Origin of the sequence: Planomicrobium sp. MB-3u-38, assembly GCF_002836425.1 — a bacterium.
Taxonomy (GTDB): Bacteria; Bacillota; Bacilli; order Bacillales_A; family Planococcaceae; genus Planococcus; species Planococcus okeanokoites.
The window spans coordinates 1-23033 of sequence record NZ_PJBO01000010.1; the positions used below are offsets into that span (position 1 = coordinate 1).

The 23033-nt window shown below is 45.1% G+C and carries 26 protein-coding genes; 4 read left to right on the top strand and 22 right to left on the bottom strand.

The genetic code is table 11. The annotated features are described in order from the left end of the window. The first annotated feature begins 147 nt into the window (after nucleotides 1-147). Together CXF70_RS05015 and CXF70_RS05020 are read left to right on the top strand one after the other, a co-directional pair. The gene (locus tag CXF70_RS05015) at nucleotides 148-702 is read left to right on the top strand and encodes a sigma-70 family RNA polymerase sigma factor (RefSeq protein ID WP_101801858.1); all 555 of its coding nucleotides are present in this window, start codon (nucleotides 148-150) and stop codon (nucleotides 700-702) included. After that, nucleotides 699-1697, top strand: coding sequence for a DUF4179 domain-containing protein (locus tag CXF70_RS05020; RefSeq protein ID WP_158241153.1), 999 nt, complete (start codon nucleotides 699-701; stop codon nucleotides 1695-1697). The genes CXF70_RS05015 and CXF70_RS05020 overlap by 4 nt, the downstream gene beginning before the upstream one ends. 78 nt (nucleotides 1698-1775) lie before the next feature. Here the strand turns inward: CXF70_RS05020 and CXF70_RS05025 are convergent, their stop codons facing one another. From CXF70_RS05025 to CXF70_RS05055, 7 genes are all read right to left on the bottom strand, one after another. Then, nucleotides 1776-2393: a type 1 glutamine amidotransferase family protein gene (locus CXF70_RS05025; RefSeq protein WP_233208547.1), complete on the bottom strand. Its 618-nt coding sequence runs from the start codon at nucleotides 2391-2393 to the stop codon at nucleotides 1776-1778. Nucleotides 2394-2447: 54 nt separating this feature from the next. Next, a complete protein-coding gene (locus tag CXF70_RS05030; RefSeq protein WP_101801757.1) occupies nucleotides 2448-2960 on the bottom strand; it encodes an RDD family protein in 513 nt (170 codons plus the stop codon). 116 nt (nucleotides 2961-3076) lie between these two features. Further along, nucleotides 3077-3754 carry a serine/threonine protein kinase gene (locus CXF70_RS05035; RefSeq protein WP_101801758.1) on the bottom strand — a complete coding sequence of 226 codons (678 nt, stop codon included), beginning with the start codon at nucleotides 3752-3754 and terminating at the stop codon, nucleotides 3077-3079. A gap of 155 nt (nucleotides 3755-3909) precedes the next feature. Beyond that, complete coding sequence (locus CXF70_RS05040) at nucleotides 3910-5892, bottom strand: FtsX-like permease family protein (RefSeq protein ID WP_101801759.1); 1983 nt, start codon at nucleotides 5890-5892, stop codon at nucleotides 3910-3912. Beyond that, nucleotides 5885-6652 (bottom strand): ABC transporter ATP-binding protein, encoded by a 768-nt coding sequence (locus CXF70_RS05045; protein WP_101801760.1) that lies wholly within the window; start codon nucleotides 6650-6652, stop codon nucleotides 5885-5887. Before CXF70_RS05045 ends, CXF70_RS05040 begins: the two co-directional genes overlap by 8 nt. A 135-nt stretch (nucleotides 6653-6787) precedes the next feature. Beyond that, nucleotides 6788-7804, bottom strand: a complete 1017-nt coding sequence (locus tag CXF70_RS05050; RefSeq protein ID WP_199172790.1) for a sensor histidine kinase — start codon at nucleotides 7802-7804, stop codon at nucleotides 6788-6790. Continuing rightward, complete coding sequence (locus CXF70_RS05055) at nucleotides 7797-8486, bottom strand: response regulator transcription factor (protein WP_101801761.1); 690 nt, start codon at nucleotides 8484-8486, stop codon at nucleotides 7797-7799. The genes CXF70_RS05050 and CXF70_RS05055 overlap by 8 nt, the downstream gene beginning before the upstream one ends. Nucleotides 8487-8673: 187 nt before the next feature. Here CXF70_RS05055 and CXF70_RS05060 point away from each other — a divergent pair, with 187 nt between their 5' ends. Beyond that, complete coding sequence (locus tag CXF70_RS05060; RefSeq protein WP_233208548.1) at nucleotides 8674-9738, top strand: tellurite resistance/C4-dicarboxylate transporter family protein; 1065 nt, start codon at nucleotides 8674-8676, stop codon at nucleotides 9736-9738. Between the two features lie 346 nt (nucleotides 9739-10084). Here the strand turns inward: CXF70_RS05060 and CXF70_RS05065 are convergent, their stop codons facing one another. From CXF70_RS05065 to CXF70_RS05130, 14 genes are all read right to left on the bottom strand, one after another. Then, on the bottom strand, nucleotides 10085-10873 hold the full coding sequence (locus CXF70_RS05065) for a hypothetical protein (RefSeq protein ID WP_101801763.1): 789 nt from the start codon (nucleotides 10871-10873) through the stop codon (nucleotides 10085-10087). A 29-nt stretch (nucleotides 10874-10902) separates the two neighbouring features. After that, a complete protein-coding gene (locus CXF70_RS18315; RefSeq protein WP_199172791.1) occupies nucleotides 10903-12273 on the bottom strand; it encodes a hypothetical protein in 1371 nt (456 codons plus the stop codon). A gap of 26 nt (nucleotides 12274-12299) precedes the next feature. Beyond that, nucleotides 12300-13022, bottom strand: a complete 723-nt coding sequence (locus CXF70_RS05075) for a YciC family protein (RefSeq protein ID WP_101801764.1) — start codon at nucleotides 13020-13022, stop codon at nucleotides 12300-12302. A gap of 18 nt (nucleotides 13023-13040) precedes the next feature. Then, nucleotides 13041-13241 carry a hypothetical protein gene (locus CXF70_RS05080; RefSeq protein ID WP_101801765.1) on the bottom strand — a complete coding sequence of 67 codons (201 nt, stop codon included), beginning with the start codon at nucleotides 13239-13241 and terminating at the stop codon, nucleotides 13041-13043. Between the two features lie 12 nt (nucleotides 13242-13253). Further along, nucleotides 13254-14006 (bottom strand): pilus assembly protein TadG-related protein, encoded by a 753-nt coding sequence (locus CXF70_RS05085; RefSeq protein ID WP_101801766.1) that lies wholly within the window; start codon nucleotides 14004-14006, stop codon nucleotides 13254-13256. Continuing rightward, the gene (locus tag CXF70_RS05090; protein ID WP_101801767.1) at nucleotides 14006-14392 is read right to left on the bottom strand and encodes a TadE family protein; all 387 of its coding nucleotides are present in this window, start codon (nucleotides 14390-14392) and stop codon (nucleotides 14006-14008) included. Before CXF70_RS05090 ends, CXF70_RS05085 begins: the two co-directional genes overlap by 1 nt. 94 nt (nucleotides 14393-14486) lie before the next feature. After that, on the bottom strand, nucleotides 14487-15896 hold the full coding sequence (locus tag CXF70_RS05095; RefSeq protein ID WP_101801768.1) for a vWA domain-containing protein: 1410 nt from the start codon (nucleotides 15894-15896) through the stop codon (nucleotides 14487-14489). A 47-nt stretch (nucleotides 15897-15943) separates the two neighbouring features. Continuing rightward, complete coding sequence (locus CXF70_RS05100) at nucleotides 15944-16165, bottom strand: hypothetical protein (RefSeq protein ID WP_101801769.1); 222 nt, start codon at nucleotides 16163-16165, stop codon at nucleotides 15944-15946. A gap of 12 nt (nucleotides 16166-16177) precedes the next feature. Next, the gene (locus tag CXF70_RS05105) at nucleotides 16178-17119 is read right to left on the bottom strand and encodes a type II secretion system F family protein (RefSeq protein WP_101801770.1); all 942 of its coding nucleotides are present in this window, start codon (nucleotides 17117-17119) and stop codon (nucleotides 16178-16180) included. Between the two features lie 9 nt (nucleotides 17120-17128). Beyond that, nucleotides 17129-18058 (bottom strand): type II secretion system F family protein, encoded by a 930-nt coding sequence (locus CXF70_RS05110; protein WP_233208549.1) that lies wholly within the window; start codon nucleotides 18056-18058, stop codon nucleotides 17129-17131. Continuing rightward, a complete protein-coding gene (locus CXF70_RS05115) occupies nucleotides 18055-19413 on the bottom strand; it encodes a TadA family conjugal transfer-associated ATPase (RefSeq protein ID WP_101801771.1) in 1359 nt (452 codons plus the stop codon). The genes CXF70_RS05110 and CXF70_RS05115 overlap by 4 nt, the downstream gene beginning before the upstream one ends. 26 nt (nucleotides 19414-19439) lie before the next feature. Further along, a complete protein-coding gene (locus tag CXF70_RS05120) occupies nucleotides 19440-20579 on the bottom strand; it encodes a CpaE/TadZ family protein (protein ID WP_101801772.1) in 1140 nt (379 codons plus the stop codon). Between the two features lie 11 nt (nucleotides 20580-20590). Continuing rightward, the gene (gene cpaB, locus CXF70_RS05125) at nucleotides 20591-21397 is read right to left on the bottom strand and encodes a Flp pilus assembly protein CpaB (protein ID WP_101801773.1); all 807 of its coding nucleotides are present in this window, start codon (nucleotides 21395-21397) and stop codon (nucleotides 20591-20593) included. A gap of 426 nt (nucleotides 21398-21823) precedes the next feature. Beyond that, nucleotides 21824-22336, bottom strand: a complete 513-nt coding sequence (locus CXF70_RS05130) for an NUDIX hydrolase (protein WP_101801774.1) — start codon at nucleotides 22334-22336, stop codon at nucleotides 21824-21826. A 110-nt stretch (nucleotides 22337-22446) separates the two neighbouring features. Here CXF70_RS05130 and CXF70_RS05135 point away from each other — a divergent pair, with 110 nt between their 5' ends. Further along, nucleotides 22447-22656: a TM2 domain-containing protein gene (locus CXF70_RS05135; RefSeq protein WP_084242712.1), complete on the top strand. Its 210-nt coding sequence runs from the start codon at nucleotides 22447-22449 to the stop codon at nucleotides 22654-22656. 55 nt (nucleotides 22657-22711) lie between these two features. On the opposite strand, the gene CXF70_RS05140 is transcribed toward CXF70_RS05135, so the two are convergent. After that, nucleotides 22712-22912: a hypothetical protein gene (locus tag CXF70_RS05140; RefSeq protein WP_101801775.1), complete on the bottom strand. Its 201-nt coding sequence runs from the start codon at nucleotides 22910-22912 to the stop codon at nucleotides 22712-22714. Between the last annotated feature and the right edge of the window lie 121 nt (nucleotides 22913-23033).

The following is a 23033-nucleotide window of genomic DNA, read 5'->3' on the forward strand; positions in this document are numbered from 1 at the left end:
TAACTTCGCAAACCTTAAATTTTACCTTCTATCTTGAGCATTGCTTTATTATGAAGATTACAAGGAAGAAATGGATTCTTCTATTATATGCGAGTTTTTAGCAGCGGCGTTCGTTATATATAGTAATACTGGAAGGAAGTGACCATGATGGAGGACTTTATCGTACGGCTGAAACGCCAGGATGAACAGGCTCTCAATTATCTTATTGATACATATATGCCCTTCCTTAAAGGGATTTGCCGGCATATCCTGGTAAAAAGCTGCGGCCATCAAGCCGCCGAAGAGTGCCTGAACGATGTTTTCATGATGATTTGGCAAAAAGCCGATCGGTTCGACGGTGATCCGACCGATTTCAGAAAATGGGCCGGTACACTCGCGAAATACAAAGCGATTGATGTCTATCGTCGCCATCAAAAGCTGCAGCTGAAGGAAGCTGTTTCATCTGATATCAGAAATGACGGACATACTTATGATACAGAAGATGCAGTGCTCCGCAGCGAATCCCGCAACGAAATGCTTTACCGCCTCCAGGAACTTCCCGAGAATGATCGTGACATATTCCTGATGAAATATTATTTGGACCTCTCAAATGGCGAAATTGCTGAGACACTGGGCGTTACATTATCCGCAGTGGAGAATCGCCTTTACAGAGGCAAACGGAAACTGTTGAACCTGATTGAACGGAAGGAGCGATGGACATGAATGAGTTCCAGAAATTCTTGAATACCGATATAGATGAGATTCCCGATGCTGCTGTAACAAATCTTGAAAAAAAGCAGATGAAACAGCGTTTAACCGGCCAGAAGAAAAAATCTGCCTGGCTTATTAAGACCGCTATTGCCGTCGCAGTAGTTATCAGCACTGCCGCCACTGCAGTTGTTGCTTTTCCTTCAATCGCTTCCCAGATTCCTGTTCTGCAGGATATCGTTTCCTATTTTGAAGACGAGGAGCTGATATTCAGCCATTTCAGCGAAGTGGCGCAGCCTCTGGATATGACTCAAACAAGCAACGACTCGACAATCACCCTTGAAGAAGCGGTTTACGACGGAACGTCGGTAAGCATCAGTTTCGCATTACAGACCACAGCCGACCTTGGCGAGTCTCCATACTCCACTGGTATGATCGAAGCAAAAGGGGCAAATGGCTACGGCGCTGGAATTTCAATGACTAAAGTCGATGACACTCGATATGCCGGCGTCATCACTATGTCTCCTGACTTTAATAATAGTCCGCCAAAATCACTGTCTCTCGTATGGGAACCTGTTGAATTTTTGGATGCCATCAACTTTGACAATAAAATCACCGGTGACTGGAAGTTCAACTTCAAACTTCGCGCTTTAGCAGCAGAAACATTCAATGTCAATGAAGCGATAAATTTTGAAGGAGGCTCCTATTTACTCGAAGATTTATCCTTGACTAAATTATCAACAGTGCTGCGGTTTGATACTGTCGATATTGATGAGGACCACTATATAACCGATTGGCAGTTGACAGATAATCTCGGTAATGACTATCCGATGGTTTTCGGAACGGGCGGATCAACGATGTTCGGTCAAACTTATCAGCAAATGACTTTTGAAGCCATAGATCCGGAAGCAGCCAGTGTAACCATTCAACCAACGGTCACTTATATCGAACATTTGGAAGATGACGGGGAACCGATTGAAATTCCTCCGATCACAATCGACTTGAAGTAAAAGACTTGATTCGTTTCCCTACAAAAAACGTCACCGTTTTTACTCACGGTGACGTTTTTCATATTAGTATCATTCGGCTTACTGGCCGCTCTTCTCTTTCACAAATTCGTGATACCCCAACTTGAAGAAGCTGTACCATTCTTCAATTTCTTCCTCCGGCGCCGCATCGAGTGCATATAGAATTTCCCTGCCAAAATCCAAATAAGCGGAACCGTTGGCTGTGACAAGCTTGCCATCCCTGACTGCCTGCTGCTCATGGTAATTCTGTTCCCCTGTGTAATCGCTGCCGGCTGCTTCTTTCAATTCGGCAAGATGGTTGCTCGTGTGCTTCGCTGAATTCAGCTTGCCGTTCATCCCCAAAAATACTGTCGCGTCACAGATGGCTCCCATCACAGCATTTTTTCGCTGTGCTAATTCAACCAATTCCAGCACTTTCCGGCTTTCTTCTTTTCGCCATGAATTTCCGCCGATCAATATCAATCCCGTAAAATCTTCCGGCGCGCTATCCACTGAATAATCCGGCAGCACTTTGAATCCTCCGATGGAAGTTACCGGCTCCCCGTCAAGCGACACCGTCTTAACGATATACTTCTTTTCCCCTTGCTCAGGGTCTTCATTCAACGCTGCTGCAATTGCTGCAGCTTCCCAGTCCGCATATTGCTCCAGCACCACAAATAATATCTTCCGCAGTTCCACTTTGCTTCCTCCGTTCATTTTCAGAAATACAAATCTGATTCTTCACTGCTTTCATTAGCATACAACCTTCGTTCCACTCAGCCTGTCATAGAGCGAGCGGTTTTCTTTTGAGAAAATGACTGACAGGATATAAACAAAAATCAGCAAATAAACCAATGAACCGATCAGCATCAGATGAAGCGGGAATTCTCCTTCACCAAGACTGACCAGCCGATAGACGAGAAAATGGGATAATTCCCATGGCAGAAATTTAAGAATCGTCCTGACGATTGAACGCACAATTCCGATTGGCTGGCCATGTCCATCCACAACTTGAATCTTCATTTTCCGTTTCCCGTAAGTGCCTTTGAATAGAAATGAGTCACCTATCGCAAAATACAAAGAAACCGGCAGCGTCACCAGAAGAAAACCGGTCAATTGCGCAATTCCTGCCGGACCATTGAAGTAGTCCCGAAGACTTGGCGCTATAACCATTGTCAGCAGCCCGACCAAACAGAGATAAAGAAAAATCCAAAGGTAATCCAGTGTGAAAGCTTTTAGCCTGATCCATATTCCGGCTGATGGCATCGGGACACGTCCTCTCCTGTCTGTATTCGCTTTATCCCAGTCGCTTTCCTGCAAATTTCAGTGTTGGAGCAATTCTTCAATCCTTACTCTGATTATAGCAGTAAGGCGCATTTCCTTTATTTCCAGTAATTTAATTGTTCGGATACAATGCGCATGAATCCATCGAATGTAGATGAATAACGGTTCCAATGATGGTACCATTTGCGGATCGTTTCGAGCAGCCAGAAAGGCATCGGTGTTCCTTTGATGATCGGATAGTATTCATCATAGGTCTTTTTAAGATGCTCCCAACGGAAATCATTTCCTGGTTTGATATACTCGGAGACATCGATCAATTTTGCCCGCCCATTTTGCAATAATATATTCTTCAAATGGATGTCACGCGGATTCAAGCCGATTTGCCGGATATATTCCCTCGCATCCTCGACATCCTGAATCACCTGTTCCGGTATATGAATTCCTTGCAGCAGGCAATCAAACAAAGTGGGGCCTTCCTCATATTTCAAAACGAGCAGACGGTCGAATGCTCCATAACAATAGGAAAAATAGGCAGACGAACCGATACGTGCATAAACTTCCGCTTCCGCTTCAAGCTTATCCAGTTTCCCTTCAGCATAAACTTTGTACGCATATTCCGGGACAGCCAGAGATTGAAATACCGCCGCATCCGTCCCGACGCCTATGCAGCGAAACCCCTTCGCTGAGCCTTCGATCAGGACAGGTTCGTTGTCAAAACTTGCTGTGACTTTAATTTGCGCAAGATCATTAACCACCGTTTCCCAATTGTGCTCCATGTCATCTCTCCTTTATTCCAAAAAATTTTCTATATATTCTCTACTGTTATACGTTGTTTTCAACAGGAAGTTCCCGGAACTGCCGAGGCATTGAGAATATCTCTCCAATCAAAAGAAACCACCCATTGAAAAAAGCTTTCAATGGGTGGTTCTCATTATTTCACAATACTGTAATAGACTTTCGATGTAACTCGGTAAATCATCCAGTAAATCCCTGCAAAGGCGATGACCACCGCGATGAAAGTCATCAGCCAGGTCATGTCATTGGTGACACCGAAAATCAGCAGCAATTTGCGGACAATCGGGTAAGCGAAACTGACGTGGATGGTGGCAATGACAATCGGCAGGATGAACATCCAGATAATCTGTGATTTCGTCGAATCCTTGATCATGTCTTCATCAAGACCGACTTTTTGCATGATCTGGAATTTGCCGCGGTCATCAAAGCCTTCGGAAACCTGCTTGAAATAGGTGATCAGCAACGTACCCAGAGTGAACAGTAAGCCGAGGAAAACGCCCAGGAATAGGAATCCACCGTTTATGCTGTACCATTCTTCACGCTGGGAATCCCGGGATTCGTAACGGCTGAAACTTCCTGAAACGCCGTTGTACTCGCTTTCCAATTGTTCAGCGAGAGCTTTTTCCGCTGCTTCGGTACCTTCCGTATTCCAGCCGATTTCTGCGTCGACCGTAATATGGGTCGATTCAGGAAATTGTCCCATATAGTCTTCACGGAGGTCTAGCAGGTGTGCTTCATCCGGCACCACTAACGCAATCGATTCGGTCAATGCCATGTCTGCGCTGAACTCGTTTTCGATTTCTGTCAGACTGTAGGTTTTATTTCCGATGGAAAGCTCTTCTTTTTCGTAGCTTTTTGTCGAATGGTAAAACAAGGCTTCATCGTCTGCCAATGAATAGTTTTCTCCGGTCATGCCATTAAAATCCTGCAGCGGGATGACCATCATCAAAACGGGTAAATCGCCATCTACAGAGCTTTGTTTAAAAACAAAGCTGCCGTCTTCAAGATTACCGAAAAAACTTTCATAGCGGTAACTTTCCATATCCGCAACTTCCAGTCCGTTCTCTTCCGTCAGCGCAATAACTTCATCCTGCAGCTCAAAGAATCTGTTATTCATTTCCTCAACATAATCCATATCTCCGAATAATTTTAAATTATGCTCATAAGGGAAACGATTTTCCAATGTTTCCTCTGAACCGAGATAAATCGTGATGGTCGTGGACACAGCAATGATGACCATTGAAGCCAAAATACAGATATTCGCCAGTCCTACTGCGTTCTGTTTCATCCTGTACAGCATGCCGGAGATGGAAATGAAGGCGCCGGGACGGTAATAGATGCGCTTATTGTTTTTCAACGCTTTCAAGATAAAGATCGAACCTGAAATAAACAAAAGGTATGTCCCGATAATCACCAGCAGAACTGCCAGGAAGAATTTTTCAATGGCAGCAAGCGGGTCCGGAATAGTGATGGATATTCCGTATCCCCACCCCAAAAAGATCAGCGACAGGATGAACAGGATCAGCGAACCCTTCGGCTCTTTTTCCCCTTCCTGTTTGCCTTTCAGCAATTTGATCGGATTAGCGAATGTGAACTGGCTGATGTTGTATAGGAGTGTTATTCCGAAAATCAAGACGAATAGAGCAACAGTTGCGCCAACACTCAACAAAGATGTCGTATACGCAATGTCATTCGGCATCCGCAACACGAAATTCAACAGCATGAACACAAGACGGCCAAAAAGCAATCCTGCAAGCAGGCCGGCAGCTATACTCAACAGACTGGAAAACATAGATTCGAAAAACAGGATTTTCGCGACATGCTTTTTTTCGAGTCCCAGAATTCCATACAGCCCGATTTCCTTTTTACGCCGCTTGATCAAAAAGCTGTTTGTGTAGAGAATGAAAATCACCGAGAATATTCCGATCACGACTACGCCGATCATGAAAAGAGTCGGAAGCGAGCTCGACCGCTCCTGTACAAACTTGTTGGTCATCAGCGAAACCATCAGGAAAAACATGGCGATGATCGCGGTGGATGATAAAAGAAACGGAATATACAATTGTTTATTCGAATTGATATTACGCAATGCCAGAGATGAGAAAAATCGGTTATTCATCCCGCTCACCCCGGGTAGACAGCACTTTCAGCGAATCGGAAATGCGGTCCATGAATTCATCAGCCGGCTGTTCGCCGCGGTAGATTTCGTGGTAGACTGAGCCGTCCCGGATAAACAGGACACGTTTCGAAAAGCTGGCCGCTCTTGTGCTGTGGGTCACCATCAAAATCGTTTGGCCGGTTTCGTTGATGCCTTTCAGAATTTCCATCAGGTTCTGCGAAGCCTTTGAATCCAGTGCGCCCGTCGGCTCATCCGCCAAAATGATTTTCGGTTTCGTGATCAATGCCCGTGCCACGGCTACTCGCTGTTTCTGTCCGCCTGATACTTCATATGGGAATTTGTTGATATGCGCTTCAATGCCAAGATTGCGGACAATCGGCATCAAGCGGCTTTCCATTTCTTCAATAGGTGTTTTCGACAAGACAAGCGGCAGCAGGATATTATCTTTGATGGTGAAATTGTCGAGCAAGTTGAAATCCTGGAAGACAAAGCCCAGTGTATTGCGCCGGAACGCTGAGATTTCCTTGTCTTTGATTTTTGATAACGGATTGCCATCCAGATAGACTTCCCCTGAACTGGCGTCGTCGAGTGTCGATATGATGTTCAGCAGTGTGGTTTTTCCGGAACCGGATTCTCCCATGATGGAGACGAATTCCCCTTCTTCAACCGAAAAGTTCACCGCGGCGAGCGCTTCGGTCTGCTGGTTTGAAAAGCGGGCTGTATATATCTTCTTCAAATTTTTTATTTCCAATAAGGTCATTGCTAACCCCTCCTTGCTTTTCATGATACGGGGATTCAAGTGCGCCTGCCTGTACCTATCCTTACAAACAGAAACGCAATCTTACGGTTTCGTAAGATTGCACAATTGGGGTCTGTTATTCTTAAAAGTTTCATATTAATCAAAAACAGTCATTTCCTCACGGCCCAGGTATACTGCTGCTCGTGTTCCTTTGCCCAACTCAGATTCTATCGTGAGTTCATGGCCGATGCGCTTGCAGATTTTCCTGCTGAGAAACAATCCGAGACCTGTGGATTTTTCATGCAGGCGTCCATTCAGACCGGAATAACCCTTATTGAAAATCTTAGGCAAGTCTTCTTTTCGGATGCCGACGCCCGTGTCTTCAATGATAAGCGTCTGTTCTTTCTCATGGTCCAGGTAAATGGAGATTGAACCGCTCGCTGTATATTTCAGGCTGTTTGACAATATTTGCTCAATTAAGGTCTGGAGCCATTGCCCATCTGATAAAATCTTTGTATCAAGTGGCTGGTAATTGAGTTTAATGCCTTTATGGATGAATAATATCGAGTATTTCTTCACAGCCCTTTTTATAACCGAATCCAGATCCACTTCGGATAAATCCATTTCCGAACCTGTCTCTTCAAGTTTCACATAATTCAACGCCATGTGCGTATAATCTTCCAGTCGCAAAATTTCTTGTGCTATCTTTTTGGACTCACTTCTCGTATCGCTCTGATTCAGTAAACTGATGGCAGAAAGCGGTGTTTTGATCTGGTGCAGCCATAAGGTGAAATAATCCAGCTGGTCCGCCTGCCGCTCCGCATGCTGATTGCTCATGTCCCGTATAGTCTGCTGCAGCTCGCTTATCTTTTCCAGATACAGCTGGTCAGCCGGATCTGTCGCGGAAGCAATATCGTCAATATTAACCGAATGGGCTTCCCCTGCCAGAACGATTGCTTCATATCTTTGCTTGTACTTGAAATATTGGATAACCAGATTTATGAGGAAAAAGAACAACCCCAGTTCCATACTATAGAGATAGAGTGTAAACGGTAGGCTGTTAAGTATGAAAATGCTCACAAATACCAAAGCCATGACGATGAAGATGAAAATCTGCTGCCTAACTGCAAAAAGAAACAACTTGAATAGACCGGCTTTCTTTTTGTCAGCCATTTGCAGAATCCTTGTTCAAGGCGTAGCCGATCCCTTTTTTCGTCAGGATGAAATCAGGCAATCCGACGCCAAACAGTTTTTTCCGCAGCCTTGCCATATTGACCGCCAGTGTATTGTCATCGATGAACGATTCGTCTTCCCACAACTTGACCATCAGATCTTCCCTCATGACGTATTCGCCTTTCCGCATGAATAACTGCTCCAGGATCTTCAGCTCTGTCCGCGTCAAATCCACTTCCTGTTCAGCATAATAAAGCTTGGATTCGCCTGGTTTCAGCACAGTCCGATTGAAATTCTGGTAGTTATCCGATTCATTGAAATCATAAGTCCTTCTGAGCAGCGCCTGGATTTTCGCCACAGCAACTGTCAGATCGAAAGGCTTAGGGATAAAATCATCCGCCCCCATCTGGATGCCCATGACGATATCCATATTTTCGCTGCGCGACGAGATGAAAATGATCGGTACCTGTGAAACTTTTCGGATTTCCTGGCACCAATAATAACCGTTGAAAGCCGGAAGTGAAATATCCAGCAGCACCAGTTGGGGTTCTTCTGACGCAAAAACCTCCATAACGTGATTGAAGTCTTCCACGACAGCCGCTTCCAAATTCCATTTCAACAATTCTTTTTGCAGCACTCCTGCTATCGTCAAATCGTCTTCCACTATCAAAACCTTGACCATCGGTATACCCCGTTTCCGTATAACTTTCCATCAGCATCAATCTCTTATGCTCCAGTTTAGCGGAAATTCCCAATTCAAACCAGCAGGATTCAAATCGCTAAATGAAGTTACTCCCACGCTTTGCTTAAAATAAGTTAGAATAAACAGGCAGCATATCCGATTACCACTGAAACTGGGAGTGTATATAGTGCTTAAATTCTTTTTAAAACTGGTAGAGACCTTGTTTCCAGGTTACTTCGCTTTAGTGATGGCTACTGGCGCATTGTCCATCAGCTCATTTTTTCTGGGCTTTGAAATGCTTGCAGAAATGCTGCTCTATTTTAATATAGCCGCTTACACTGTTTTGTTAACCATGACAATTCTGCGTGTCGTGCTGTATCCGAAACGGATTATCAAGGATTTGAGCAGCCATGCCATCGGCTCCGGATTCTTTACAGCAGTTGCCGCCACTTGCGTGCTTGGCAGCCAATTGATCCTTGTGGCCGATTCCTATGCGTTCGCGTTTTACCTGTGGGGCTTTGCACTTTTCCTATGGTTTCTAATCATGTATTCCTTTTTTACACTGGTCATTGTTCAGCGCGATACGCCTACGCTTTCGGAAGGGATCAATGGCGCCTGGCTGATTGCGGCTGTTGCCACTCAGGCGGTTTCGATTCTTGGAACGCTTCTTGTGCCTGCTGTCGGTAGCGGACATGAAATCATCCTGTTCACCACTGTCTGCTTTTATTTTCTCGGCTGCATGCTTTACTTGAACATCATCACATTAATCTTTTACCGTTTCACGTTCCTGAAACTCGAATCGAGCGCATTCACTCCTCCATACTGGATCAATATGGGGGCTGTTGCCATTACGAGCCTTGCCGGTGCAACATTGATTCAACATGCTGAATCCTGGTCCTTCCTAACGGAAATCACGCCGTTCCTGAAGGGTTTTACCTTATTTTTCTGGGCAGCCGGCACATGGTGGATCCCACTGTTATTCATCCTGGCTTTCTGGCGGCATATCATCAGGCGGCATCCCGTCACATACGAACCGGCGCTCTGGGCCATGGTCTTTCCGCTAGCTATGTATACGGCCAGTACCTGGGAGCTGGCAATCGCATTGGAAACACCATTTCTTCAGGCTATTCCAAGAATGATGTTCTATATAGCCTCTATTGCCTGGTGCTTCGTCTTCATCGGCTTTGTCCATCATTTATATATCCGCACCGCTGCTTATTACAGAGCTGCAAGGATGCAAAAAAGAGTATAAATGAAAGTGCTGCCATCACGGCAACGCCTTTTGTCATTTAAGAAAACGAATATTTTTTTTCAGGCTCTCCATTGAAATTGCAATATCTTTTTCCAGGTAATCATGATTCAGCTTAAACATATTTTCTGGATCTTCATCAACAATTTTTTTGAGGCTGCAGATTTTTTCACTGATTTATCCTATCTGCTCGCTATCCCTTCGCTCCACAACAGCCCTGTCAATCTCGAAGCTTCCCATAAGGCAGCTTACATCATTTGTATATCCGAACCGCTGCTTATTACCGGGCGGCGCGGATGAGGGAAAGAGCATAATCAAAAGGCGCTGCCTGAATTGGCAGCGCCTTTTATTATTTTGGATAACGGATATGATTTCGCTGGCTTTCATTTGCATCCGCGATTTTTTTAATCATGTGATCATAATTCAACTGGAACATTTTATCGGGATTTTCATCGACGATGATATTGAGGGCATCCAGCTCTTTTTTGGCTTGGCCCATCCTGCTCAGAATCCCCTTTATAAATGATTGGGAATCTTTTTTGAGTTTCTTCCATTCTTCCCGGGTCTTTAAATAATCTTCAAATTTTTGAAGTCCTTCAGCATGGTTTTGCACTGTTGTACCGATCCGGTATTGCAGCAATTGAAGCGTGATGGCCGTTTCCTGAACTTTTTGGATATCCGATTCTTCCAGTTTTCCTCTGATTAATACGTCATTATCGTAGTAATCGGTAAATTCTTTCATCATAGCTATAAAATCCTGCTGATACTTCAGCAACTCTGCGAAAATGTCTCTTCCTTTTGCTGCCTGTTGATCATCACTATGAAAAGGAATTGCCAGTAAATCAATGAAATAACCGGTTCCGACCGCCGCGCGTTCTTCACCTATGTTAAAAATATTCGTACTTAACTCTGAAAAAATGGACAGCTTCGGATGGGCACGAAGAGCATCTTCTTTCACTTCTCCGTCCTCGGTGCTGAAAAAGCCTGATGCAACGGATTTCCCTCCCGCCAGATACACGACAACGTAATAAGGTTTGCCATTTTCAACCCAATAAAATGGATTGACCAGCATCTGTTCGCTCCATTTTTTATATTTCTTGCCTTTTTTCAAGAGAAAGTCACCTGTTTGTTTATCCATGATGTACCGTCACTCTCCTTATTTCTGTTTTAACCGAATACTCCTTTCAGAGCATTCCAGCCGCTGCTGACTTTATCTGCAACAAATGAACCTGCATTTTTGACGCCGTTTTTAATAGCGCCCCAATTTTTGGCGACAAGTCCTGTCAATTTCGAAACGCCCCACAAAGCAGCGCCGCCAATGACCATACCCGCTCCAATTGCCTGAAGCCCCGGTATTGCTCCAACTACCACACCTGCACTCATGACCGTAGCTCCAAAACTGGCTGTCGCCTCTGTCGTATTTGCCACTTTAGTGGAAGTTGAAACCGAAGGATCGCTGTAACTATCCCAGGCTGCTTTCCCTTTTACAAAGGTATCATAGCCGCCATAAAGAGCTGCGGCTCCCGCTCCGACCACATTCAGTTTGCCAAGGGCACCCATTTGTCCCCAAGTCGGACCAAATGCGCTTAGCGCGTTTGGCGCTCCTTGCGCTCCTCTGGCTCCAGTTGTGGCAGTTTGCGAGAAATTTGCAAAATCCCGGAATTTATTTACGGTCTGGCCTGCTACATACCCTTTTTCCCCCAGGTCATTAACAAGGGAAGCCCCTTCCAAATAAGGGTTTCCTTCATACTTTAACTTTAACCCATTCAACAATAAACCGGAAAGGAAAAAGCCGGAATTTGCTCCCATCGCACCAGGAGTCGTCCCCTGCTCGAGGTCAGCCATTAATCCCACTTGCGAATGGATCAGATTAAATCCGACATATTGTGAAATTTCTCCAGGTGTTGGATCATCGTAAACAGTGCCTTCTCCGTTTGTGCCATTGCCGTTTGTGCCGTTGCCGGTCGTGCCATCTCCATTTGTGCCGTTTCCGGTCGTGCCGTTTCCGTTTGTGCCGTTGCCGGTCGTACCATTGCCGTTTGTGCCGTTGCCGGTCGTGCTATTTCCGTCTGTGCCGTTGCCGGTCGTGCCATTTCCGTCTGTGCCGTTTCCGATGGTACCATTGCCGGTCGTGCCGTTGCCTGTCGTGCCATTTCCGTCTGTACCATTGCCGGTCGTGCCGTTGCCCGTGGTACCATTGCCGGTCGTGCCGTTGCCCGTGGTACCATTGCCGGTCGTGCCGTTGCCCGTGGTACCATTGCCGGTCGTGCCGTTGCCCGTGGTACCATTGCCGTTTGTGCTGTTGCCGGTCGTGCCTTCACCGTTCCACTCGCTGCCTTCCCAATCATTGCCTGTCCACGGTTCACCTTGCCATTGAAATTGCTGAGGATCCCACGGATTTCCATTCCAGGATTCGCCTTCCCACGAATTTCCATTCCATGGCTGAACGCCCGCACTCGCAACCGAATAAAAAAATGACTGCATGACAATCAGCAATATCGCCAATATGGCAAAAATTCTCTTTAACTTTCGCTCCATAAATTCCCTCTCCTTTTTTACTGATTTCATTCAGATGCCAATAACTCTTTTTTAGCTATCGAAATCAAACTGAGGTCTTCTCTCCATTTCGTGATGAGTGATGAAAGAATCAAGTAAAAGAGAGGCAAGAATATTGTGTTCAAGAAAACGTGGCAAATAGCGATTGCCAGGAAAGAAGTCGTGATATCCGTTATGAACAGCTGCATGATGGATGAAACGACCAACTCCATCAACCCGAAGATGATGACCAGGCTGACCAGCTTCCAGTGCTGCGCTTTAAATATCCGGATACTTTCGCGTACACTTGACCAGACGCTTTGATTGTCTATTACGGCAATTACCGGTGCACTGATTAACATTGCGAACAAAATCAATCCCGGTAATATGAACAATACAAATCCGATTGTCAAAATGAATCCGAAAAAAGCCGAAAAAACGAAAAAGTGAAAGCCTTTTAATGCAAACTGGAAAAACGCCTGGCGCAGCGGCTTGTCGCTGCCGATTTCCTCGTAATGCCAAAAATAAACGAAAGGCATCATAGTAAATAAGAAGAAAGTAATAATGATGAATGCATTATAGATGTCAGCGATCGTAAACAATGAACCAGCTGCCGGAGTCACAGTGAGGATATAATTCGATGCAAAAAACTGAACAGCAATGACGGGCAATTGGATGAAAAGGATCAGCAGCAGAATGCGTTCATATTTCTTTCCAAAAAAAGTGAATGCTGAACGAATTGGATGTTCCATATAATCTTCTCCTTCTTATTATTGGATGCTTGCCTGGCTCTTTAATTGAGCCAGATGATTTTTCCTCATTGGGGGTAATCCGATTCCCACGACAACAGCGGTAAAAGGGAAACCGGCATCTGAAAAGAGCCATTCCGCTGCCGTTACAGGCACAAAAATGCCATAAAAGAAAAGCATAAGGAACAGATAAATTTTCTTCCATCTATTGTATTTCTTCAAACTGCTCACCTCTTATTCCAAAGAATAGGTACGTCCATCCCAGCCGGGAAGCTTTTGAACGAATTTCAATTCAGGACCGCGGGATGTTTTATATAAATTTTCACTGATGCCGGAGAGGAATCCACCGCCTGCCGCTTTAACTTCATGCGAGGATTTGACGACAATCTGGCCGTCGTCGAACACAATCATTTCTGCCCCTTCGAGTTCTCCGCCATTCACGAGAATCGTATTGCGTGCACTTTCTTTCATTTCTTTGATCCAGTCATGTTCCAGCTCTTCTGCCATTTTCTTTTTGAGCAAGCCCTCGGCAATGCCCAGATCCAATTGCTTTGCCAAAATACGGTCGATTGCTTCGTTCCGTATTTCGTTTAACGAGTAGCCGGCCATGCTGCCGCTGATTAAATCGATTTCTTCATCAATGAGTTCTTTGATGTTCTTGTCATCTTCATCTTCTTCATCTGCAGATTCCGGTTCTTCCGGCTGCTCGTCTTCACCTTCTTGTTCCTCTTCTTCTTTTTCCTTCTCTTCTTCAATTTTTTTCAATTCTTTTTCATATAAATCGATAAAGGAAGGAAGCTCTTCATATAAAGTGGCAGTTGCCGCAAGCGCAGCCTGCTGGGAAGTCGACATCGCCTGCTCTTTTACAACCAAAGCGCCGGCAAAACTGATCACCAGTACAAACAGCACAACCATGACGCTCAATAAACCGAGAACTAATATGGCAGAATTTCCTTTTTCATTTTTTAGAAAGGATTTTATAGGCATTATTTAATCACCTTTCCCGATGTGTCTGCCGTATAGGAGAAAGTGGGTTTGCCGCCAGGAAAGAATTCGGCAGGCAGGAACACGAAATCGATGCTGATATTGACCGATGCTGTAAACTGGTTGGTTCCCGAAATTGGTGTACCTCCGTAGCTGATATAGCTGCCGCTCGAATTGACGATTTTTTCTGCAGCTGCCGACGCTTCACCTGCATCAGCGGTGACTGAATAGACTTTTGCAGCTTCGTTGGCTGCTGATTCGGCCACCATTAAACCGTGAATGCCAGCGATGAATTGCCAAACGATCATCAATGTAAGAAAGATGATAGGCACCATCCCCAGGAATTCGATGGTTGCGGATCCTTTTTCATCCAATTTCACTTTTTTCACAATTTCACCTCATTTAATGACTCCCGCTTTTCCGGCCTATCTAAAGGGGGCTAAATAAGCCGGAAAAAGGGGAGTCCCCCTTTTTCAGTTTTAACTATTCTTCCGGATAGAGTGCCTCAATTTCCTTGCGCATGTCTTCGAGGCCCTGGTCCTGGAGTTTTTTCAGCTGCTCGACCACTTCTTTTTTGGAAGCATCTGACAGATCCTCCACTGCTTGCCCTTTTTTACGCAAATCCATTAATTGATCCTGTGTGATGTAATCGGCATTTCTGAGTTTGCTGGTGGCGAATGCCAGGCTTAGATACTGCCGCTGAGACACCCGGCTCCATTCGTTGCTGAATTTCTGAATTGCGTTGCTGCTGGCATTGCTGGCTGCCAGCACATCGAAATTCGCATCGAGTTTCCACGATTTCCAGCGGCGCAGCACTTCTTCTGTCTGATCGAATTCTTCGGCCAGCTGTTCTCCGCTTGTTACGTTCGTGAAAACGCCATTTGCTTCTTTGGCAACTTCATGCAATTGTTTCTGCGCTTCAGCATCCGTATTAAAGCCGATGACATTTATAATTGGAGCGATGTCGCTTTCAGCAAAACTTTTCGCCATTGCCACCGGATCGCCGTCACATGTTTCAATGCCGTCGCTGACAAGATAGATCAGGTTCGTATTCTCTTCACCGTTCAAACCGGCAAAACTTTCTTTTGCTGATTCGAGCGCACCGGCAACCGGCGTCCAGCCAGCTGGCTCGAATTTATTCAATGCCTCTTCAAACTTGCCGCTGTCATACGGTCCCCGCTCATAAACTTCTTCGATGGCTACACAGGAAGCCGCTTTGTCCGCTTCATCTCCTGTACCCGTATGGCCATAAACGCGCAAAGAAACGTTTGCTTCTTCCGGCACTTGCGAGACGAAATCACGGATTGCTTCTTTGGCTAACTCCATGCGCGTTTTGCCGTCAATGACATTGGCCATCGAGCCGCTGGCATCAAGAATGATTTCAACATTGTAATTTTCTTTGAATGAAAAGCGCGGATCCGCTTCCGGGGACCCTGACAGTGCAAATTTCATATTATCCACTACGATTTGAGGATCCTGAAAATCCATTGCGATAATCGAATAAAGATGGTCGAAGTAAAGATCCAGTTCTTTTTCGGATGCCTCTTCCGGTAAAGGAGGAACGTCACCGAATGCTTCGAGGAACAGTTTGGTGTTCTCTTCAGGATCGCCTGAAGAGAGATTATAGCCGGCCAATTTGCCTACTGGCTGATTGATCAGATCAACTGTGTCCTGTGGAATGGGAATCAGCGTTTCATCAGCCAATGCTGATTGGATATCCGCCTCTTTTTCTGCCTCCTCTGTTTCCGCTTCGATTTGTTTATCTTTTTCGGTATTTTCGGCTGCAACTTCGGAATCCGCTGTTTCAGGTTTTTGTTCGCTTTGCTCTTCCTGTTGGCAGCCGCTCAGTGCCAGAGCAAGCAAGAAGGCAATACCATATTTTGTGAACTTCATTGTCTGCTCCTTCCTATACTGCTTATTAAAATGCTTGACTCAGCGGATCAACCGCCGCCGATGCTTTCGATGAAGCCTTTGAATTTGTCTTTTACTGTATCGCCGATCGATGTATCTCCGCTGAACGCCTGAGAAATAACGCCTACGACTATAACCACTACTGCTGCAATTCCGATCCACTCCAGTGTCTGTGAACCTCTTTCGTTTGCTACTTTCGCTTTTACTGAAGCGGCCGCACGGCGGCAAAATTCATTGTATTTTTCCAACATGTTTTATTCCTCCTAAAAGTCTAGTAATTGAAAAATGCTGTTGTCCCCATAAATCAAATTCAGCAGCATCAATCCCGCAATCATCATGATTGAAACGGGGGCTACCACAAAAGTCGTTACAAGCGTCACTTTCGGTGAAGCTTTGGCTGCCAGTTCCTTCACCTTTTCCTGGCGCAGCTTGCGCATATCTTCCGCCTGGATCTTGAAAGTCGTCGCTACGGGCACACCTAATTTCAACCCTTGCAATAAAGATTTGATCAATTGCTGAAATTCATCGTTGCTGTTGCGTTCCAATAAATTCCGATAAGCCGTTTCACGCTGCACGCCCAAATCGATTTCCTGATTAAAGCGCATGAATTCTTCTCGGAGCGGGCCGTCGAAAAAGCGTATCACCTCCCTTAATGCCTGATCCATGCTGACACCCGCCTGGATACTGGTGCTGATCGTATCCAGAAAATCGGGCAGGTCCATCCTCAGTTTTTCCTGGCGCTTTTTCGCCTGATTCTTCACAACCAATATCGGCAGGAAGTAACCGAGCAACGGCCAAAAGACCAGCCCATACTGCGAAAAAGGAAAGCCTACTATAAACGCCAGCATCGCTGCAAAAAAGCCGATGACCAGCAGGAGTATTTTCAAGCCTTGAAAACGTGCGACCGTCAGTTCATAGGGGTTACCGGATTTTCTGAGCCAATCTGCAACTTCAATGTTTTCACTGAAAAAGTTGATGCGCTGGCCGAGATCCGCAAATTCATCAGAGTACCGGGTCAGCTGTTCAAAGAGATTTGCCTTCTTTTTTTTCTTGCGCTGCTTTTTATCGAAGGCGTCGATGCTTGTCAATTCGGATACATGGCTGAGTACCAGCCGTTTTTCTTCCACATATGCAGACCAGTTTCGGATTCCCAGCAAGACAAGGAACCAAAAAACGATGATTGTAAAAATTATGAGAGCGTCCATTCCGTTCACCTACACCTTTATATTTGTAATACGCCGGATCAGGAAGAAAGAAAGAACAACACCCAAACCGAATACAATCATCATGATGATTCCGGGTGCAGTCGTCAGCGGATCCGTGAAGCCGTCGATGATGTTGTTCATGAACAGCAGGATCAGCACCGGCATGGCCGGCACCACCAGCGAAATATAGCGCTGCTCCGAAGTCATCGTCTGGATGGTCTGGTTCAGGACTTTGCGGTCTTCCAGCGTATTCGCCATCGTTTCAAGTGTGGCGGCCAGATTTCCGCCGGTCTTTTTCTGGATCAGCAGCGTTGCGATGAACAGCTGAAAGTCACGCGAACTGTTCCGTTTCTGCACGGATCGCAGTGCTGTTTCAAAAGGTACGCCAAGCTTCAATTCATGGGACAGCTTTTTGAATTCCTCTCTGGCTGGTTCATTGACTTCGCGCGCCACCAGATCGATGCCCTGCGAGATGGTCATCCCGGACTTTGCGCCGTTGGCAAGCAGCCGGCACACTTCGCTCAACTGGCTGTTCAGGCGCTCTTCGTATTTATTGTTGCGAATATAAAAAAGCAGAAAATGGCTGGACACAAGAATACCCACAGTCAGCAGGATACTCGGCAGAGGCGCCATGCTGAAAATCATATTGAATGCCACGTATAACATTAAAAGCCCCAGCACATGCATACCGGCATATTCGGATGGCAGCAGCGAAACGTTGGCATTCTTCAATTTTCTGGCTACTGTTTCAGCAAATGGGGTGCTGTCGAAGCTGTCCCCCCATACACTGATGGAACTTTTCCGCTTTTCTTCCGGGTATTGCATTTTTAACTTCTTTTTCCATTCCTGGTTCTTTCTTCTGTAATCCAAAAATTGATAAACGGCAATAATCAGAACGAGGACGGTCAAACCATATAGGATCGCTATCGTCAAATTCATCGGACCGCCTCCTCAGAAAGCCTGAAAATCATCTCATCCAATTCGATACCGAACATCTTCAGGCGCTGCATACATTTTGGTATGTAACCTGTAGCTGTAAAATAGCCGACAACTTCTCCGTTTGGGCCAGTTCCTGTTCGCTTAAAGACAAAGACGTCACGGATCTGGACGCCTTTTTCATCATCCACATAAATTTCGGAGATGTTGACGATTTTTCGTTTGCCATCCCCGAGCCGGTCTGCCTGAACAATGAAGTCCAGAGCGCCGACGATGTATTCCCGGATGATTTCCGTCGGCAGATCCATGCCGGCCATGACAACCATCCCTTCGACCCGATTGACAGCGTCCACCGGTGAATTCGAGTGGACAGTGGTCAGTGAACCTTCGTGCCCTGTGTTCATGGCCTGCAGCATATCAAAAGCTTCAGCGCCCCGGACTTCCCCGACAATTATCCGGTCAGGTCGCATCCGCAGCGCGTTTTTAACCAGCTGTCGGATACTGACTTCTCCTCGGCCTTCAACGTTCGGCGGCCGTGCTTCCATCCCGACCACACTTCCGCGGTTCAGCCGGAGCTCTGCAGAATCTTCTATTGTTATGACCCGTTCCGAAGGCGGAATCGATTTGGCAACGGCATTGAGCAACGTCGTTTTCCCGCTTCCTGTGCCGCCTGAAATGAGGACATTCAGCTTGGCTTCGACGATTCCTTTTATGAATTCCGCCATTTCAGGATTGAGGGATCCCAAAGCCAATAAATCTTCCATTTCGAATGGCTCTTTGCGGAATTTCCGGATTGACAGCAGCGTGCCGTTCAAACTGATGGGTGGAATGACAGCGTTGACCCGGCTGCCATCCGGCAAGCGGGCATCAACCATCGGCGAGCTTTCATCGATGCGCCGTCCAAGAGGTGCAATGACCCGGTCGACGATATGGCGTACATGTTCTTCATCTTTAAACTTGATGGGAGAAGGTTCCAGCCGGCCATGTCGTTCTACAAAAATTTCTTTCGAGCCATTCACCAGTATTTCGGTGATGCTTGGATCTTTCAGCAATTGTTCGATCGGCCCAAACCCGACACTTTCATCAATCAGCCGTGTTAAGAGTGTTTCTTTGTCCGTCTTGGAGATGACGACTTTTTCCTCCAGCATGAACTGATTGATCAGCCGTTCGATCGACATGCGTCTTTCTGTCTCTTCCGCTGCAATCAGCTGCTCAAGATTTGTCTCGGACAGAAGCCGGGTCTTGTAATGTTCAAGCAATTCTTCCAAAAAAGGAGACATCACCTGCGAAGCGGCAGTCGGCTTGAGTTCCGTAATTTTGACAGCTGATTCACTTCGTTTCTTTTGAAACAGGGACATCGCAATCTTCCTTTCTCAGATCTTTTTTATTTCAGCATGGAAATGACCCATTTCCGCATATCTTTGGCCACCGGCGTCAACTTCTTCTCTTCCGGCAGCTTGCGCAGAGTCTCGCCTTTGTTTATTGCAATCTGTACTCCTTTAATATCCCTGCGTACTTCAGCGGCTATCGGAAAATCGATAAACCGTTCAATGTCTTTCTTGGACAGTTCGTTGTCTCTGCCGACTTCATTCAATACCAGTTCAAGGCGGTCAGCAGTTGCAACTCCGAGTTTCTGGAACAGCTTTTCTGTGTGTTTGAAAACATGTATAGACGGTGTATCCTGAGCCATCGTGTAATAGATGCGGTCTGCTTCGACCAACGCGGTATAAGTGCGTTCGTCCATATGCACCGGCAGGTCGATAACAATAAAATCGTAAGCCCGCCGGCAGACACGGATCAGTTTCGTAATAAAATCTTCTGTAATATATTCCGCCATTTCTGCGTCGCAGGGACTGATCAGCAATTCCATTTTGGAAAGCGGTTCTTTTGCCGCAACATTTCGCAAATGCTGTTCCGTCATTTCATCGATAACCGGTTCGAGATCAAGGAGGCTCCGCGCAGTTTCAACCGCCAGATACGTTTCCCCGCCGCCAAACTGGAGATTTAAATCAATATAAAGCACCTGAGCGGTTGACTCGAATTTCAGCGTTTGGGCAAATGTGGTGCTGAGCAAAGTTTTACCGCTGCCTCCTTTGCCGCTGTAGAATGCGAAAACCTGGCCGCTTCCGCGTTTAAAGCTCGCTGGCTTATCTTTTTCTGAACGAATCGTCAAGCGGGCCAATAAAATCGAAATCTGATTTTCCAGGCCATTCAGATCTTCAGGAATAACAAAATAATCGATGGCTCCGGCTCTGACCAAATCCCGGAACAACTGGAAATCATGTCGTTCATGGACAAATACGACCGGTACATCCACCAGTTCCTGCTGGATGTATGCGTGGGTCTCCAAATCCTTGCCTGCTTCATGCAGCAGAAGAACGAGTGAAGGATTTGCATTTTTTAGTTCCGACCTCAGAAGTGCCGGATCCAGCCAGTCATAATCGAAGTCAGCCCCGAATTGAGTGGCCAGCAAATTGAACAATTCATTTTTTTGTCCGATTATCAGCAATTTGGATTGTTTCATGCCGCCCCTCCTCAGCTTTCAGGAGACGCATTTTCATCGTCTTCCTTCGCTTCATCTTTTGCCTTTGCTTCAGCTTCAGCTTTCGCTTTTGCATCGGCTTCAGCCTTAGCTTTAGCATCAGCGTTGGCTTTTGCCTTTGCTTCCTCTTCAGCTTTAGCTTTCTCGGCAGCTTCTTCAGCTTCAGCCTTTGCAGCTTCCGCAGCACTGCCATCTCCGACGTTCGCTTTGATGATGCGGACACTGTCCGCATAATTTTGCATATGTATGAGTCTCGGGGCATCATCCAGTGGAATTTCCACCTGAACTCCAGCAAATTTCTTATCACCGCTCGCAACTCTTGCCACTTTTACATCTTTCATAAAGATTTCAGTTTTGCTTTCATTGTTTTCTCGCAGCGATACAATAATGTCCACACGATCCAATGCTTCCAATTCTTCATCAAAAAATACACGTTCGGAAGCCATCAATGTAATCAGGCGATTATTTTCTTCCATAACTGCTGTAGCTTGCTTCAGCATATTTTTAGTAATCAGGTCTCCCGAAGATAAGGGAATCACTGATACTTTGTTTTCAAGATCCTGTGTTTCTGTAATATGTTCTTCAGTTACAAATTTTTGCGGAATGCTCATTACTGTAACCTGATTTTGCGAAATTTCACTTCGTGAAGCGATATCGCTGGCTGCTGCATAGACGTTGACCATTGTACCCAGATCATTGTTCAGGGCTTTAACTTTTTGCAAAGTCAAAAATCCAGCAGTTCCTGCAAGAATAGCCGCAAGCAGGAAGAAAATAATGGCTTTTCTTTTTGATTCAATCATCTGCACTCCTCAGCTTTCTTCAGTTCAATTTAAATTGCATCGTTCGAACCACTGACTGATAATCACTGATTCTTTTTTCTTACTTTATATAATTACCATTGAATTTCCATCGATGTCAAAAAAGTTCATTATTACCTTTAAAAAATCACAAGTAAATAATACCCATTTCTTTTTTCCTGTTTATTGGATATTCGTCTTTAAAATAGTATTATTATTTGCTTTATCATCTATATCTTAGAATCTTTCAGCTCTCTTCTTTTTCCAAGCTTTAGGTCATTCTTAACTTATGAGACTAATTAATCATTTTAAGTTTTTTGAATAATAAAAAATCTAGATTTAAAGATACTTAGTTTCAGGGTATTCTTATTGCCAAATAAAAAAAGACTTTGGTTCTTCCAAAGTCTTTCAAAATATAAGTTTGATTTTTTAAATTTTTATAGTGTTCAACCATTCCAGCACAAAATTCTCCCGCATAATAAAATGCTGGGACGGATCCTTACTGTAAAACAACCTATTTGAATCGATCGCTTCCTGAACAGGCAGCCAGACAGGCTTGTATTCTTCTTCCAGTTCATAACCAAAAAGCGACTGGTCAATCGTCTCTTCATTGTCCAGCTCACAAATAAAATATTGCGAATCCATATGGAAATGGAATTCGCGGGATGAATGATCCGGCCGCTGCTCCGCAACGATTCCAAATTCTTCTTTTATGATGCAATTGATGTATCCCGTCTCTTCCGCTACTTCTCTTATTAACGCTTCTGTGAGACCCTCGCCTTTTTCGACCCCGCCTCCCGGAAATTTGCAATAGCCAAGATCAGAACGGACCATCAAAATTTTTTCATTTTCGATTATGATAGCGCGGACTGCTGTTCGATGGATAATGTTATCGGATTTAATATCTTCGGTAATGGAACTGATAGTTTTGTTAAATTGCATCGTCTTCTCCTCAGTGTACGGATTGGGGTGAAATATATTTTTCTATGTTTGCCCAGATTAATTATCATCAAATCGGGAAAAGAATCTTATAAGCAGAAAGGATGATCGGAATGAAAAACAAATTAGCGGCCGCTTTGCTCGCGATATTTCTCGGAGACTTCGGCGCCCATAAATTTTACCTGGGCAAACCAGGCACAGGCCTAATCTATCTCCTGTTCTTCTGGACAGGTATACCTGCGGTGATTGGTGTAATCGAAGGTATTATTTACCTCTTATCTTCTGAGGAAGACTTTCAGAGAAAATACAGCAAGAGATATTAACAGTAAAATTTCAAGCATGCTTCCGGTAATCACCGGGAAGCATGCTTTTTTGTTTTCATGTAGAAAAAGGGCCGATGAAAAAACAGAGAGCCAAGCCGATCAAGGCTCCAACCTGGAAAGATAATTTGCTTTTGAAAATCAGCCGAAGTATCATTGCCGGAACGAGCATCCAGAGCCCGATCGGCAAAACGTACCCAGTTAAAATCGGCCAGAAACCATCCAGCATACTTTCAAACAGCACTGAAGAAAAAACCATTTTTTCAACTCCTTGTCTCTAATTCTCCCATCTTTAATGAATCTATTATACTAAATAATGAATATTTTGTATGTAATATTACTTATTATTGACCAGTTATTTTACAAACTTTTTCAATATA